The organism is Gordonia sp. 135 (genome assembly GCF_009720185.1).
Lineage (GTDB): Bacteria > Actinomycetota > Actinomycetes > Mycobacteriales > Mycobacteriaceae > Gordonia > Gordonia alkanivorans.
The window spans coordinates 2,569,100-2,582,502 of sequence record NZ_CP046257.1 but is presented as its reverse complement, the minus strand read 5'-3'; the positions used below and the strand labels follow the sequence as shown (position 1 = coordinate 2,582,502).

General features: G+C 67.2%; 13 protein-coding genes. 3 read left to right on the top strand and 10 right to left on the bottom strand.

What is annotated here, in order from left to right:
• Positions 1–132 precede the first annotated feature (132 nt).
• Positions 133–1,395: an HNH endonuclease gene (locus GKZ92_RS11595; protein WP_006360360.1), complete on the bottom strand. Its 1,263-nt coding sequence runs from the start codon at positions 1,393–1,395 to the stop codon at positions 133–135.
• 333 nt (positions 1,396–1,728) lie between these two features.
• Here GKZ92_RS11595 and GKZ92_RS11590 point away from each other — a divergent pair, with 333 nt between their 5' ends.
• The 3 genes from GKZ92_RS11590 to GKZ92_RS11580 all read left to right on the top strand — a co-directional run bounded on the left by GKZ92_RS11590 (position 1,729) and on the right by GKZ92_RS11580 (position 5,053).
• Entirely contained in the window at positions 1,729–2,166 is a 438-nt protein-coding gene (locus GKZ92_RS11590; protein WP_155225300.1) for a globin domain-containing protein, read from the top strand.
• 93 nt (positions 2,167–2,259) lie between these two features.
• Positions 2,260–3,537 (top strand): glycosyltransferase 87 family protein, encoded by a 1,278-nt coding sequence (locus tag GKZ92_RS11585; RefSeq protein WP_155225299.1) that lies wholly within the window; start codon positions 2,260–2,262, stop codon positions 3,535–3,537.
• A gap of 100 nt (positions 3,538–3,637) precedes the next feature.
• Positions 3,638–5,053, top strand: coding sequence for a cytochrome P450 (locus tag GKZ92_RS11580; RefSeq protein ID WP_196221999.1), 1,416 nt, complete (start codon positions 3,638–3,640; stop codon positions 5,051–5,053).
• Positions 5,054–5,311: 258 nt separating this feature from the next.
• Here GKZ92_RS11580 and GKZ92_RS11575 read toward each other — a convergent pair whose 3' ends face one another.
• From GKZ92_RS11575 to GKZ92_RS11535, 9 genes are read right to left on the bottom strand one after another with little or no spacing between them, the layout of a single operon-like run.
• Positions 5,312–5,911: an FKBP-type peptidyl-prolyl cis-trans isomerase gene (locus GKZ92_RS11575; RefSeq protein WP_155225706.1), complete on the bottom strand. Its 600-nt coding sequence runs from the start codon at positions 5,909–5,911 to the stop codon at positions 5,312–5,314.
• A 35-nt stretch (positions 5,912–5,946) separates the two neighbouring features.
• Complete coding sequence (locus GKZ92_RS11570; RefSeq protein ID WP_155225298.1) at positions 5,947–6,414, bottom strand: SRPBCC family protein; 468 nt, start codon at positions 6,412–6,414, stop codon at positions 5,947–5,949.
• Positions 6,414–7,448 (bottom strand): LLM class F420-dependent oxidoreductase, encoded by a 1,035-nt coding sequence (locus GKZ92_RS11565; protein WP_155225297.1) that lies wholly within the window; start codon positions 7,446–7,448, stop codon positions 6,414–6,416. The genes GKZ92_RS11570 and GKZ92_RS11565 overlap by 1 nt, the downstream gene beginning before the upstream one ends.
• Positions 7,445–7,858, bottom strand: coding sequence for a nuclear transport factor 2 family protein (locus GKZ92_RS11560; protein ID WP_155225296.1), 414 nt, complete (start codon positions 7,856–7,858; stop codon positions 7,445–7,447). Before GKZ92_RS11560 ends, GKZ92_RS11565 begins: the two co-directional genes overlap by 4 nt.
• The gene (locus GKZ92_RS11555) at positions 7,824–8,837 is read right to left on the bottom strand and encodes a DMT family transporter (protein ID WP_155225295.1); all 1,014 of its coding nucleotides are present in this window, start codon (positions 8,835–8,837) and stop codon (positions 7,824–7,826) included. The genes GKZ92_RS11560 and GKZ92_RS11555 overlap by 35 nt, the downstream gene beginning before the upstream one ends.
• Positions 8,834–9,961 carry an MSMEG_0565 family glycosyltransferase gene (locus tag GKZ92_RS11550; RefSeq protein WP_155225294.1) on the bottom strand — a complete coding sequence of 376 codons (1,128 nt, stop codon included), beginning with the start codon at positions 9,959–9,961 and terminating at the stop codon, positions 8,834–8,836. The genes GKZ92_RS11555 and GKZ92_RS11550 overlap by 4 nt, the downstream gene beginning before the upstream one ends.
• Positions 9,958–10,821, bottom strand: coding sequence for a carbon-nitrogen hydrolase family protein (locus GKZ92_RS11545; protein WP_155225293.1), 864 nt, complete (start codon positions 10,819–10,821; stop codon positions 9,958–9,960). Before GKZ92_RS11545 ends, GKZ92_RS11550 begins: the two co-directional genes overlap by 4 nt.
• Positions 10,822–10,873: 52 nt before the next feature.
• Positions 10,874–12,325, bottom strand: a complete 1,452-nt coding sequence (locus GKZ92_RS11540) for an MSMEG_0567/sll0787 family protein (protein WP_155225292.1) — start codon at positions 12,323–12,325, stop codon at positions 10,874–10,876.
• The gene (locus tag GKZ92_RS11535; RefSeq protein WP_155225291.1) at positions 12,326–13,381 is read right to left on the bottom strand and encodes an MSMEG_0568 family radical SAM protein; all 1,056 of its coding nucleotides are present in this window, start codon (positions 13,379–13,381) and stop codon (positions 12,326–12,328) included.
• Between the last annotated feature and the right edge of the window lie 22 nt (positions 13,382–13,403).

Sequence of the window (13,403 nt, the reverse complement as noted above, 5' to 3'; positions counted from 1 at the left end):
CAGCGCCACTGCCGGGCAGGACGGAGCCCGTGGGCTCGCAGTGTTCACACTGTGTACTTGTCAAAGATCGAATGCGGTCCCGGCTCTGTGCTCGTATGCCGGGTGCGAGAAGGTGCTACGCGAAAGCTGGCGTCATGCGGCGTCGTCGAGGCGCATGGTGCGGCGGTTGTAGGCGGGGCAGGGCCGACGCTGCGGGTCGATCTCGACGGGCGGGACGAGCCACGGGTGTCGATCGAATCCCATGACGACGTCCCATCCGTGGTGATGAACCTGGGTATGGCAGCGCTGACACAGCAGGCAGCCATTGTCGAGATCGGTGTTTCCGCCGTCGCTCCAGTGCTCGACGTGGTGCACCTGCGTATGAGACGGCGGTGCACCGCATTTGATGCAGAACTCATCGCGGATGATGATCGCTCGTCGCAGGTGGGCCGGGAACAGGCGCTGCTCACGGCCCATCTGCAGCGGCACGGTCTCGGCGTCGATGACGATCTCGGAAACCGAGCCGTCGCAGGACAACTGTCGCGCGGTCGCGTGCGTGACCGAACCCGTCCACGGCAGCGCGGCGGGATCTTCACCGTCCGCCGGGATCGTCAGCACGATCTGGGTATGTGGCGACCCCGCGCTGTCGACGGATGCGCCGAGAGCTGCCTGGTCCAGTAGTAGTTCGAAAGCGTCGGCCCGGCGTTGTTCGGCCGATCGTCGATCGTCCGCGCCGTCCGGCTCTGGGCGAGGTGCCGCACGCTCGTCGATCATCGCTGCGAACTTCTCACCGATCACCTGCGTGACATTGGCGCGGATGTCGATCCGAGCGTCATCCGTCACGCTGTGATTGAGCGTGTTCAATGAGCGATCGTCGGATGCGGGAACGCCCGTGTCCACTGACTCGGCGACGTCGTTGCCGATCCGCCGGGCGAAGGTCTGGACCTCGGCGGGCGTCGCTCCCGACAGGGCTTGGCTGACGAGCTGGGACTCGAATTCGGCCCGATCACCGTCGGAGAGGCCGTCAGGCGAGCGTTTCTCGATGAGTGCGACCCCGCTGACGACGGCATCGACGACCTCGACCGACAGTCGCCCATCCGCAGCGTGTCCGACCACCTTGCCGAGGCCGTACAGGCCAGCGAGGATGCGCATGAGCCGGGAAGCTGCGGATGGTGGGAATCCCATCTCGATCAGCAGTCGCTTGGTGGTGGAACCGGATCTTTCCGCCAACTGACTCTGGCCGAGTTGCGCTGTGTGACAGACGATCTTGTGGTCGACGACGTTGCGCATCTGTCGCAATGAATCGATTTCTTCGAATGTTGCTCTCCCAGAGGGGTCGTCAACCGGAGGGGTGATCGCGATGAGCTGGTCGAGGAGGGAGTCGAGCTTTGCCATGACCCCAATGTACTCGAACATACGTTCGGGTACCAGGTTTCTCCACAGCCGTTCGGAACGTCAGAAACGCGGAGTTGCAATATCTTTCACATTCGTTAACTGCATCGTCGTCTCTGGTGATCAACAGTCACAGGCGTTACGCAATGCGGACGAAGAGGGGTGGGTTTGTCTTTCTTCTTGGCTCATTCTCTTCTGGCTGCTCGGTGACGAGGTGGACTCGCAGAACAATCCGGTCGACCGAGGCGACCGCCCGGCGTCCATCTCACACGCACCCAAGGCGGTTGTGAGATCACCGTTACCCAGCCCTTGCGGCGCGACATTCCGGACGCAACGCCGCGGCCGGAGAGTCTTCGCATGGACAAACAACTATTGGAAGAAAGCCTGACCCTCGTCGATCTACCCGATTCCGGTCTCACCGTCCGGTTCTACGAGATCCTCTTCGAGCGCTATCCCGGCGTGAAGCCGATGTTCCAGCGGGACACCCGCGTCCAGGCCGAGATGCTGCGCTCCGCAGTGGTGTCGGTCCTCGATCACCTCGAGGACGCGGCGTGGCTGACGACCAATCTGCACGCACTCGGCAAGCGGCATGCGAGCCTCGGCGTCACCAGGCCGATGTACAGCGCGGTCGCCGAATGCATGATCGCCGCCATGGGTGAGATCGGCGGTGAGTCGTGGACGCCGGCGATGACCTCGGCGTGGGAGGAGGCGTTGGGCGCGGTCGCCACGATCATGCTCGACGGCTATCCCGACGAAGCCACGTCGGAAACCGCTGAAGAATCCGGCGCTGCCTGAGCCCTGCACACACGACCACCTCAGCGGGGTCACCGCCGCCCCCGCTGACTCTCAGCTCCACCGCGATACGATCCCGCTCGGAAGAGAGGGCTCGTGACAGTTGTGGACATTCCCCGGTCGGTGATCGATCGCTATCTCCGTTCGGCGTGGGCGCGAAGGCTGACGCTCGTCGTCTTCCTCGTCAGTGCGGCGATCGCGATCTTCGTACTCCCGAACCATCCGCCGGTGCCCTATCGCATCGATTTCGACGTCTATCGCATGGGAGGCCGCGTCTTCCTCGACGGCGGTGACCTCTACGGCACCCTTCCGACGCTCGGCGGCGGCTCCTATCTGCCGTTCACCTATCCACCCCTGGCGGCGGCCTTGTTCTCCGTGTTCACCGTCGTCCCGTTGGGACTGGGTCAAGCGCTGTTCACCGCTGCGACCATCGCCTGCCTGCTGGTGGTCTGCCGGATCGTGGTGGCCCACCTGACCGACCGCTCGTCGTCGGATCTCTGGTGGCTGGCGACCGCCGCGACCACCATCGGCCTGTGGCTCGAACCGGTCCGCGACACTCTGAACTTCGGGCAGATCAACATCGTGTTGATGACCCTCGTCGTCGTCGACGCCCTGCTCGGGCGAGGGCGTTGGTGGCGCGGCCTGCTGGTCGGTCTGGCCATCTCGATCAAGCTCACCCCGGCGGTCTTCCTGCTGCTGTTCTTCCTCCGACGCGACTGGCGAGCACTCGTCGTCGGCGCGGTGTCGGCCGTCGCCTATGCCGGCATCGGGTATCTGCTGGCGGCCGACGACTCCGTCACCTACTGGACATCCACCCTGTTCGACACCGAGCGCATCGGTAGTCCGCAATTCGCCAACAACCAGTCGGTGAAGGGCGAGGTGGCCCGACTCGGCTTCGAGTCGGAGCGCATCTGGTTCGGCGCGGCTCTCGTCGTCGGACTGCTCATCGCGTGGTCGGCGTGGCGCCTGCTGTCCGCGTCGGAGGCCTCTGCGAATGGGCGCGACGAGACGCTCGAGGTCGCGGCCGTGATGACCGTCGCCTTCGCCTGGCTGTTCTGCTCACCGGTCGCCTGGGACCACAGCTGGGTCTGGATCGTGCCGCTGCTCCTGGTGCTGATCGCACTGGCCGCACGCCTGGAGGCGTCGAGAATCTGGTGGTGGATGGTCGGCACCGGGCTGATCATCTTCGCCTACGCCCCGCATCAGCACGTCCCGCAGCGCTACGACGCCGAGCTGTCGTGGGCCTGGTGGCAGCACGTCATCGGGTCGTCGTACCTGGTCTGGGGACTGGTCGTGATCGTCTCCTTCGGCGTGCTCGCACCACGCCTGGCCTCGAACTCTGTCGGTGAAATCGTGAATAGCCGAGGGAACTGAGCGGCTGACACAGACTCGCCTCTTGAAACAACTGTCAAAATCCGTTCCAATGGTGCATAGTGACCTAAGGCACAACGGATCAACGGGGAGTGGCAAGGACATGGCTAGTCGGAAGAAGCAGATGCAGACCGCGCTCGGCAAGCTGAGCAGCATGTACCCGAGCAAAGAGCGCCCGCTGGCCGAGCCACCTGCGGGTTCAGGCCTCAAGCCGGTCATGGGTGATCCCGGTATCCCGTACCTGGGCAACACCCTTCAGGCCCTCGCGGACCCGCTGCAGTCGGCGATGGACCGCTTCGAGCGGTACGGCCAGGTGTCCTGGTCGGGTGCCCTCGGCATGAACATGGTGACCCTCGTCGGCCCCGACGCCATCGAGGCCGTGTGGATGAACCGCAACAAGGCGTTCTCCAGCGAGCTCGGCTGGGAGCCGATGATCGGTCCGTTCTTCCGCCGTGGCGTCATGCTCATGGACTTCGACGAGCACATGCAGCACCGCCGCATCATGCAGCAGGCCTTCAGTCGCCCGCGCCTGAACGGCTACCTGGACATCATGACCCCGCACATCGAGAAGACCCTCGCCAACTGGCAGGTGGGCAAGGGCTTCCACATGTACTCCAACACCAAGGACCTGACGCTCTCGCTTGCCACCGAGGTCTTCATGGGTGCGCACGTGAGCGAAGCCGAGGCGCATCGCCTCGAGAAGGCCTTCGAGGCCGCGGTCCGTGGCGGTCAGGCGATGGTCCGCAAGGATGTCGGCAACTGGACCTGGGCGCAGGGACTCCGCGGCCGCGAGGTCCTGCAGGAGTACTTCCGCTCCGAGATCCCGCTGCGTCGCGGCAGCGACGCCGACGACCTGTTCACCGTCCTCTGCAACAGCGAGAGCGACGAGGGTGAGACCTTCACCGACGAGGACATCGTCAATCACATGATCTTCGTGATGATGGCCGCGCATGACACGTCCACCATCGCGCTGTCGATGCTCACCTACTTCCTCGGCCGCCACCCCGAGTGGCAACAGCGTCTGCGCGAGGAGTCGCTGGCCCTCAACAAGTCGACCATCGACTACGACGACGTCGACAAGCTCCCCAGCATGGAGCTCGCGTTCAAGGAGACCCTGCGCCTCAACGCCCCCGTCGGCATGCTCTTCCGGATGGCCATCGAGGACACCGAGATCTGCGGCCACTACATCCCGAAGGGCACCCTGCTGGCCATCCACCCGTGGGCGACCATGCTGCGCAAGGAATGGTGGCCGAACCCCACCCATTTCGACCCCGAGCGCTTCTCGGCCGAGCGTCGCGAGGACAAGGTCCACCGCTTCGCCTGGGCCCCGTTCGGCGGCGGCGCACACAAGTGCATCGGCCTGTACTTCGGTGGCATGGAGGTGAAGTCGATCCTGCACCAGATGCTGCAGCGCTTCGAGTGGACCGTCCCGGCCGGCTACAAGCCCGAACTCACCTACGGCACCGGCCCGACCCCGGCCGACGGTCTGCCGATCGACATCCGGCACCGCGCGCTGTAACGAGCGAGTTCTTCCGTCCAGCACGAGGCTCCGCAAACCGGTCGACTTCAACCCGACCGGCAGACCTCGATCGACGTCTGCCGGTCGAGTTGAGGTTCGGCAGTCGGAAGATGCGGTCGACGCCACCACTCGCTCCCTGAGGTGCGAGGAGCGGTCGACGCCACCACTCGCTCCCTGAGGTGCGAGGAGCGATAGCGACGAGCCACGAAGGGCTGGTGACCAAACGGCCACCAGCCCTTCGTATTTCGTTCTAGATCCCTAAGACGCCGCGAGAATCCCGATCTCGAAGATGAGCGTGTCGCCGGGCTCGATCCCGGCGCTCGGCTGTCCCTGGGCGTAACCGTCGGCCGACGTCATCGCGACGCCTACCTTGGAACCGACCTTCTGTCCGGCGATCGCCTTGCTGAAGCCAGGGATCACGCCGTTGAGCGGGAAGTCGACGGGGGTGCCGCTCTGGTAGGCACTGTCGAATTCCTCGCCGTTGCGTCCGTTGACGCCGACGTAGCAGACCGTGACCGAGGCGGTTTCGGCGACGACGGGTCCGTCGCCCTCGACGAGGGTTTCGACCACGGTCTGGTCGACGCTGAACGGCGCCTGGACGGTGATCTTCGGCGCCTCGTTCTGGGTGGCGGCGACCATCTCCATCTCGCCGGTGGCGCCCTTCAGCGTCCACTGCGGCTTGGCGTCGTCCTTGGCCGACGCGGTGGGGCAGCTGGTCGGAGCCGAGCCGGTGTCGGTGCTGCCGGCTGCGGCGGTACCGGTGGCTTCGGTTGTGCCGGAATCGGAATCGGAGTCGGAGCTACAGCCGGCCACCGCGAGGACGAGGGCCGCGCCGAGCGCGAGCGTCGCATTCTTCATGTTCACCCTGGTCACGCTACCCGAGCGGCCGGTGATCACCGACCATCATGCTCGGCGATGAGCCGGGCCGCACGAGCGAGGTCGGCGCGGATCGCCCGCGCCGCCGGCCACCGGTTCACCGCCAGCAGGGGCACGCCGATGGCAGGCACCGTCAACGTCGCCACGGCGTGGACATCCGTGCCGCCGTCGGATCGTTCCTCGAAGCCCAACGTCAGTACTGCGTCGACCGATCGCCATCCACCGACTTCCCGCCACAACCGATGCGGCTCGCAGTCGGTGACCTCCATCCGCGGACCGACCCCGGGCACGATGGTGACGTCGGTCCAGCTCGTGCCGACGTCACCCGCCCGGTCGCCGACCACCTGCAGGTCGTCGATACGGCGCAGACTCGACTGCCACGCATGCCGATTGCTCGGGTCGGTGAGGTAGTCGAACGTATCCGCGACGGGCGTCGGGAACGCCACGACGTCGTCGATGATCGTGAACCGGGCGGGCGACAGCATCAGCTGATGAGCCCGGCGAGCTGGTCGATCTCCTCGATGGTGCGCGGTGAGACCAGCATCGTGGTGACACCGCAGGACTCCCACACCTTGATCTGCTCGCGCACGTGATCGAGGTCGCCGACGATCGCCGAGTCCTCGACGACCGCATCGGGGATGATCTGCGCCGCTTCCTCTTTGCGATTCGAGCGGAACAGCCTGGTCACCTCGTCGACGACGTCGGAGTACCCCATGCGGCGGTACACCTCGGCGTGGAAGTTGGTGTCCTCACTGCCCATCCCGCCCATGTACAGCGCGAGGAACGGCTTGATGGCGGCGTAGGTCGCGGCCTTGTCGTCGGTGATGACGATCTGGGCCGTGGCGATGACCTCGAAGTCCTCGCGACTCCGCCGGGCTCCCGGCTTGGCGAAACCTTCGTCGAGCCAGGCGTTGTACGTGTCGGCCATGCGCGGCGTGTAGAACAGCGGCAACCAGCCGTCGGCGATCTCGGCCGCGAGCGCGACGTTCTTGGGCCCCTCGGCGCCGAGCATGACCGGGATGTCCGGTCGCAGCGGATGGGTGATCGGCTTGAGCGGCTTGCCCAGTCCCGATGCGCCGTCGCCGTTGTACGGCAGGGGATAGTGCGGTCCGGCGCTGGTGACCGGAGCCTCCCGCGCCCATACCTGACGCATGATGTCGATGTACTCACGTGTGCGGCCGAGCGGCTTGGCGAACTTCTGCCCGTACCAACCCTCGACGACCTGCGGACCGGACACACCGAGGCCGACGATGTGGCGTCCGCCGGACAGGTGGTCGAGCGTCAACGCGGCCATGGCGCAGGCGGTTGGCGTGCGCGCCGACAGTTGCAGGACCGAGGTGCCCAGCCGCACGCGGTTCGTCGACGACCCGAGCCACGCCAGGGGGGTGTAGGCGTCCGAACCCCACGCCTCGGCGGTGAAGATCGAGTCGAAACCGGCCTTCTCCGCGGCGTCCACGAGGTCGGCGTGACCGGCCGGCGGCTGCGCGGCCCAATACCCCAGTTGCAGTCCGAGTTTCATTCGTTCGCCCCGCCCGCGGTCTCGGCTGCGGCTTCGGCTGCGATCTGGTCGAATTGCGCCCCCATCGCTTCGGCGAGTGCCTGCGCACCCGAGAGCGGCCGGACCATCACCATGAAGTCGTCGATCTTCCCGTCGTCGTTGATGTGGATGAAGTCGCAGCCGGTGACGGCCTTGCCGTTGACGGTGGCCTCGAAGACCAGCGCCGAATCCCGACCGCCCTCGTCGTTGATCTCCCGGACGTAGCGGAAGTCCTCGAAGACGCGCAGCACGCCCCGCAGGATCGCCGAGGTGATCGCCTTGCCCGGGTACGGCTTGAACGCGACCGGGCTGGTGAACACGACGTCGTCGGCGAGCAGATCCTGCATCGCCTGCGCGTCACGTGCTTCGACGGCCTCTCGGAACTGCTTCATGCATGTCCTCCTCATCCACGGCGGGGACGCCGTTGTGCGTACTTCTCCGCTCGACGCTAACCGATCCCCGTCGCCGCGCGGGAGCCATCAACACGACGAGCGCCACCGCCAGCACCGCGATGCCCGCCCAACCGATCGCGGTGATCGATTCCGACAGCACGACGACGGCCAGCACTGTGGCGACCGCCGGCTCGATGAGGGTGATGGTGGTGGCGGTCGAACTGTCGATCCGTCGCAGCCCGCGGCTGAACAAGACGTATCCGAGGAACTGCGGCACGACGACCAGGTAGGCGAGGACGACAAGGCCTTCCGGATGCTCGATCACCGACGGCACGCACACCGCCACCACCGGTAACAGCAGAACTCCGCCCAGTCCCATGACGCCACCGGCCGACGCCCCGCGGGCCAGTCCCTCGTTCATCAGGCGACGCATCGCCCACGAGAAGCCCGCATATGTCGCACCCGCGCCGAGCCCGAGTACGACACCCCAGGCCGACGCGGTGCTGCCCGAGACGCTGTCGCCGTGCGAGGACTCGCTGCGCGACAACGCCAGTGCGACACTGCCGGCGATACCCAGCGCACACGCGACGCTCCACCGCGTCGTCAACGCCCGCCCCTCGGCGACCCGTTCGATGACCGCCGAGAACAACGGCGCCGACGCCAGTGACACCACGGTGCCCAGCGCGACGCCGCCGATCCGCATCGAGCCGTAGAAGCACAGCGGGTAGATCGCCACGCAGATTCCGCCCGCCAGCACCGTCGGCCATCGCTGCATCAACGACGGCCAGGCAGCACGCACCGCACGCGCGTTGATCGCACCCTGCAGCAACCCGCCGCCCGACATCGCGATGGCACCGATCGTGACCGCGCTGAGCGCCGGCGCCAACGCGGCGACCGTGCCCGACGTCCCCCACAGGAACGCGGTGAGCGTCACGGCGAGGATCCCGGCGCGCTCCGCGGCGCGCGGATGCTCGCTCATCTGCGCGTCGGCATCGGATGGCGGGCATAGAACTCGAGATGACGACGGGCCGCGTCCTCCCACGTCAGTGACGCCGCCAGCGATCGCCCGGCGTTGACGCGCTCCGGGTCGGGTGTCAGCGCGTCCGCCAGGGCGTCGGCAAGTTCGGGCACCGTCGACGCGTAGGCGACCCTGTCGCCGAACACCTCCCGGAGGATGGGCAGCTCGCGGGTCACGACCGGCCGTCCGGCGGACAGCGCCTCCATCGCGGCCAGCCCGAAGCCTTCCTTGACCGACGGGAAAGCGAACACCCGGCCGGCGGCGACCAGCGACGGCAGCTCGTCGTCGGGTACGTTACCGAGGACGATCGGTTCGACGTCGAGTTCGGCTCGGCGACGGTCGAATTCGGCGCGATAGTCCCGATAGTCGAACAGCGTTTCCCCGCCCGCGAAGACGAGCGACAACTCCGGATGACGCTCCCGCAGCAAGCCATATGCGTTCAGCAGGTCGATGCTGCCCTTACGGGGTTCGATCCCGCCGACGGCCAGCACGTACTCGCCGAGCTTCGAGGTCCATCGGCCGCGTGCCTCCACCGCCGCCGAGGCGTCCGACGCCGCGTCGGCAAAACGTTGATAGGCAACACCATTGGGTATGACTTCCGGCGCCAGCCCCCACCCGTGCCGCACCTCGTCGGCGACCGCCCGTGAGACACAGATCCGCGCATACGGATTCACGACGGCCTTCTCGTGGCATTCGACGAGGATCGGCGTCGTGAACTGGTCGAGGTGATGGATCGTCCGGATACAGGTGCCAACGGCGTTGGCGCTGATGCAGTCCTGGGCGTGCACGATGTCGTAGGCACTCGCGTCGAAGGCGCCGCGCAGGGTGTCGATGGATCGCACGATGCGGTCGGTGATCGTCTCGTTCTCCCGATCGGCGAACGGCACCAGCCGCAACTTCACCGCCGGATCCACCGCGCGGAAGAAACCCTCGTCACCGCCGCGCGCCAGCGACCAGACCGACACGTCGACGCCGAGTCGCGCCATCGCCTCGGCCAGGTTCAACGTGTGGACCACGCCGCCACGCGGTTTCGTCGAATAGGTCAGCAGGGCGACTCGCGGGGAGGGGGAATCCACACCGGTCATGATAGGTCCGCGCCAGTCCCGGACTGGTGGCTCGCACTGCGGTAGGAGTCCGGGCGCAACTCGGCGAGGTGATTGAGCACGCGGCGGGCGCGGTCGATCTCCGCGTCGACGTCGACCGTGACGCTGGCCAGCCCACCCTTCGACCGTGTGGTGGCGAGTATGTCGCCGCCGGGTCCGACGACCTTGGCCTGCCCGAGGAACCGCAGCGAGCCCATCACGCCGGTCTGGTTCGACGACACGACGAACACCTGGTTCTCGGCGGCGCGGGCGCAGTCGTACAGGTCGAACAGCCGTGATTGCCGGTCGGCGGGGAGTCGGGCGGCGCGGTCGGTCACGCTCGCCGGCCATGCGGACAGCGCGGCGATGATTCGCGCGCCGTCGAGGGCAAGGGTCCGGGCCGACTCCGGGAAGGTCTTGTCGTAGTCGATGAGCATGCCGATCCGGCCGGCCGGGGTGTCGAACGAGCGGAACTCGTTACCGGCCGCGTAGGCGAGGGACTCACCGGCGGGCTGATGGACCTTGCGGTGGGTGCCGAGGATTCCGTCCCCGGAGACGCAGACCGCGGTGTTGAAGTGCCTGTCGCCGTCGGCCTCGGTGTAGCCGATGCAGACCGTCGTGTCGCCCGCGGCCGCGATCAGTGCGGCCAGTTCGGGGCCGTCGGGATCTAGCGCCGGTGGCAGCTCGTCAGGATCGGGATTGCGTAGGTCGCCCAGATAGCCGCCGAGCGTCGCATCCGGGAAGACGAGCAGGTCGACGCCATCGCGTGCGGCCGCTTCGACGATGCCGACGGCCTTGGACACGCCGCGCTCCACGTCGCGGCCGAAGTGCGCGGCGAGAGCACCGAGGGTGACCGTGCTCATGGTCGAACAGTACCGGGCTGACCGTCCGGAGAAGGTGTCACGCGAGCTCGGATCACGCGGCCCCCAACCCGGTGACCGTGGAGGCCACCGCGACGGTCACCGCGCCGTCGGGCCACCGCAGCCGCACGCCGGGCTCCGCGGTGAGACGACCACAGTCCGCGATGGTGAGAGTGTTCGGGGCCGGCACCTCGGCACGACGACCCGGTCGGTCCGCACTGAGCATCGCGAACCCGGGGAAGCACGTCAGCCAGGCGCCCATCGACGCACCGGTCGGGCGCTGCACGGCGGTCACGTCGAGTTCGGCTCCGGTGCCCGACGCCTCGGCGAGCATGCCGAGCGTCCCGGCGATCCCGGCCATGCTCACGTCCTTCGCCGACGCCGGTCCAACCCTCGCCAGATGACCTGCCATCGAGCACAATTCGTCGCTGCTTCGTGAACTCGTGGAGTCCCACTGCCGGTCGTGATAGCCCGGCCGCCACGACCCGCCGAGGTCTGCGTGCAGGGTGACGGTGTCGCCGACCGCACCGCCACCTGCACGCAGGGGACTGCCGGTGGTGCCCAACGCCGTCACCGACAGTGCCGATGGCACCCCGACCTGGGTGTGACCGCCGAGAACCGGTGTCTGCCAGGCGCGTGCAGCTGCGGAGATACCGCGGATGATGCGGGTCAGATGCGAGGTCGTGGGTGCGCCGACGGCGTCGAGGAGTCCGATCGGTCGTGCGCCCATCGCGGACAGGTCGTTGATGTTGACCAGCACAGAGCACCATCCGGCCCACTCGGGATCACGTTCGATCATCGACGGGATGATGGCGTCGCAGGCCGCGATCACGTCCGTCCCGGGCAGCGGCACGCCGTCGTCGCCGCGGAAACCTGCCGCGCCGAGCCCTCCGTCCTGCTCCGCGAACGGCGCAAGCGCTTCGGCAAGAACGGCTTTGGTTCCGTCGACGGTCCGCTGGATGCGGTGAATCGGCCATCGCATCTCCCGATGTGCCTGACCCGCGATCACCGGACCCGCCCCGCAGTCGTCCCAGCCGAGCCGCCGGAACATGCGTGCGTAACGGTCTTGCACGGTGGCGTCGAAGCGCAGTGCGCCATGCTGTTCGACGTGCGCACACGCCGCCCGCACGAGTGCCGGACCGATCCCGGCTGCGTGCCCGGGGTCGGCGACCACGAGCCGGCTACCGAACCACCAGCCGATGTCCTCGATGTCCGACGTTCCGTCCCACCGCACGGGTGCGACGCGGACTCCGCCGGCGATGGTCCCGTCCGCGAGGGTCGCGACGAGCACCACGGTGCGCGGATCGTCGTCGGTGTCGTCGAGGTCGGAATGCGCGAAAAGTCCCTGTCGATCGACGAACTCGTGGTGCCGCATCGCACGGTAGGCGGTGTGCTCGACGGCGGTGTCGGCGACCGTGATCAGGAAGTCCGGCCGTGCGGCGACGCGTCGTCGACCGGCGAGGATCGACAGTTCACCGCCGACGACGTCTGTGCTGGTTGTCCTCATTCAGCCACCCACCGTCGGGAGGATGCTGCACGCACCACATGCCGCGCAGCCGGCCCGCTGATCTGCTCCCGCCATCCCGATCAGGGTGAGATGGCGCGCGACCTCGCGACTGATCTTCTCCACGATGGCCGGGTCCGGTGCCGGCGCATCGTCGACGTCGACGGCGAGCGTTCCCGCATGACGCCGGAACGGCACGATGAACGGGTAGACACCCAGGTCGGCGAGTTCCTTGGCACCGGCGATCATCTCGTCGGCGTCCTCGCCCAGCCCGACGAGTAGATACGTCGACACCTGGTTTCGTCCGAAAACGCGGACGGCCTCAGTCCACGCCTCGCGATACTCGGCCATCGAGACCGACGACTTGCCCGGCATCCACCGTCGTCGCACCTCGTCGTCGAGGGATTCGACGTGGATGCCGATCGCATCCGCGCCGGCCTCCCGCAGCTCGGTGAGGACCGCGAGGTCGGCGGGTGGTTCGCACTGCACCTGGATCGGCAGGTGGGGGACCGCGGCCTTGATCGCGCGGACGCACCGCGCGAGGTGGCGGGCCCCGCGGTCGCGACCCCCGGTGGTGCCGGTGGTCATCACCATCTGGGTGATGCCGTCGAGTTCGACTGCCGCGCGGGCGACCTCGGCCAGCTGATCCGGCTTCTTCACCGCGATCGTCGACCCCGACCGCAGTGACTCCTCGATCGAGCAGAACCGGCACCGCTCCGATTCGTCGTAGCGGATGCACGTCTGGACCACCGTCGTCGCCAAGACGTTACGACCGTGTAGACGGGCGATCTTCTCGTAGCTGACCCCGTCGGCGGTCTGCAGGTCGTAGAACCGGGGCCGTCCGATGGCCTCGACCTCGATGCCGACATCCACTCCGTCGTACAGGACACGTTCGCCGTCGAAGACGAACGGACTCTGCGGGTTCCGCGGGATCGCAGCGTGCAGGCCGTCGACCATCAGGTGGCCGTCGTCGCTCGGCCCGGCACCGCCGGTCCGCTGCACCGGCGGCTCGCCCCGAATCCCGAGCAGTGCCAGGTCAACTCGTGTGGTTACCGTCATGGGTACTTCCCCTGTTCCCTGA

Coding starts and splice junctions, on each gene's coding strand:
- GKZ92_RS11595 (WP_006360360.1), bottom strand. CDS start 1,395: ATGTTCGAGTACATTGGGGTCATGGCAAAGCTCGACTCCCTCCTCGAC.
- GKZ92_RS11590 (WP_155225300.1), top strand. CDS start 1,729: ATGGACAAACAACTATTGGAAGAAAGCCTGACCCTCGTCGATCTACCC.
- GKZ92_RS11580 (WP_196221999.1), top strand. CDS start 3,638: ATGGCTAGTCGGAAGAAGCAGATGCAGACCGCGCTCGGCAAGCTGAGC.
- GKZ92_RS11575 (WP_155225706.1), bottom strand. CDS start 5,911: ATGAAGAATGCGACGCTCGCGCTCGGCGCGGCCCTCGTCCTCGCGGTG.
- GKZ92_RS11570 (WP_155225298.1), bottom strand. CDS start 6,414: ATGCTGTCGCCCGCCCGGTTCACGATCATCGACGACGTCGTGGCGTTC.
- GKZ92_RS11565 (WP_155225297.1), bottom strand. CDS start 7,448: ATGAAACTCGGACTGCAACTGGGGTATTGGGCCGCGCAGCCGCCGGCC.
- GKZ92_RS11560 (WP_155225296.1), bottom strand. CDS start 7,858: ATGAAGCAGTTCCGAGAGGCCGTCGAAGCACGTGACGCGCAGGCGATG.
- GKZ92_RS11555 (WP_155225295.1), bottom strand. CDS start 8,837: ATGAGCGAGCATCCGCGCGCCGCGGAGCGCGCCGGGATCCTCGCCGTG.
- GKZ92_RS11550 (WP_155225294.1), bottom strand. CDS start 9,961: ATGACCGGTGTGGATTCCCCCTCCCCGCGAGTCGCCCTGCTGACCTAT.
- GKZ92_RS11545 (WP_155225293.1), bottom strand. CDS start 10,821: ATGAGCACGGTCACCCTCGGTGCTCTCGCCGCGCACTTCGGCCGCGAC.
- GKZ92_RS11540 (WP_155225292.1), bottom strand. CDS start 12,325: ATGAGGACAACCAGCACAGACGTCGTCGGCGGTGAACTGTCGATCCTC.
- GKZ92_RS11535 (WP_155225291.1), bottom strand. CDS start 13,381: ATGACGGTAACCACACGAGTTGACCTGGCACTGCTCGGGATTCGGGGC.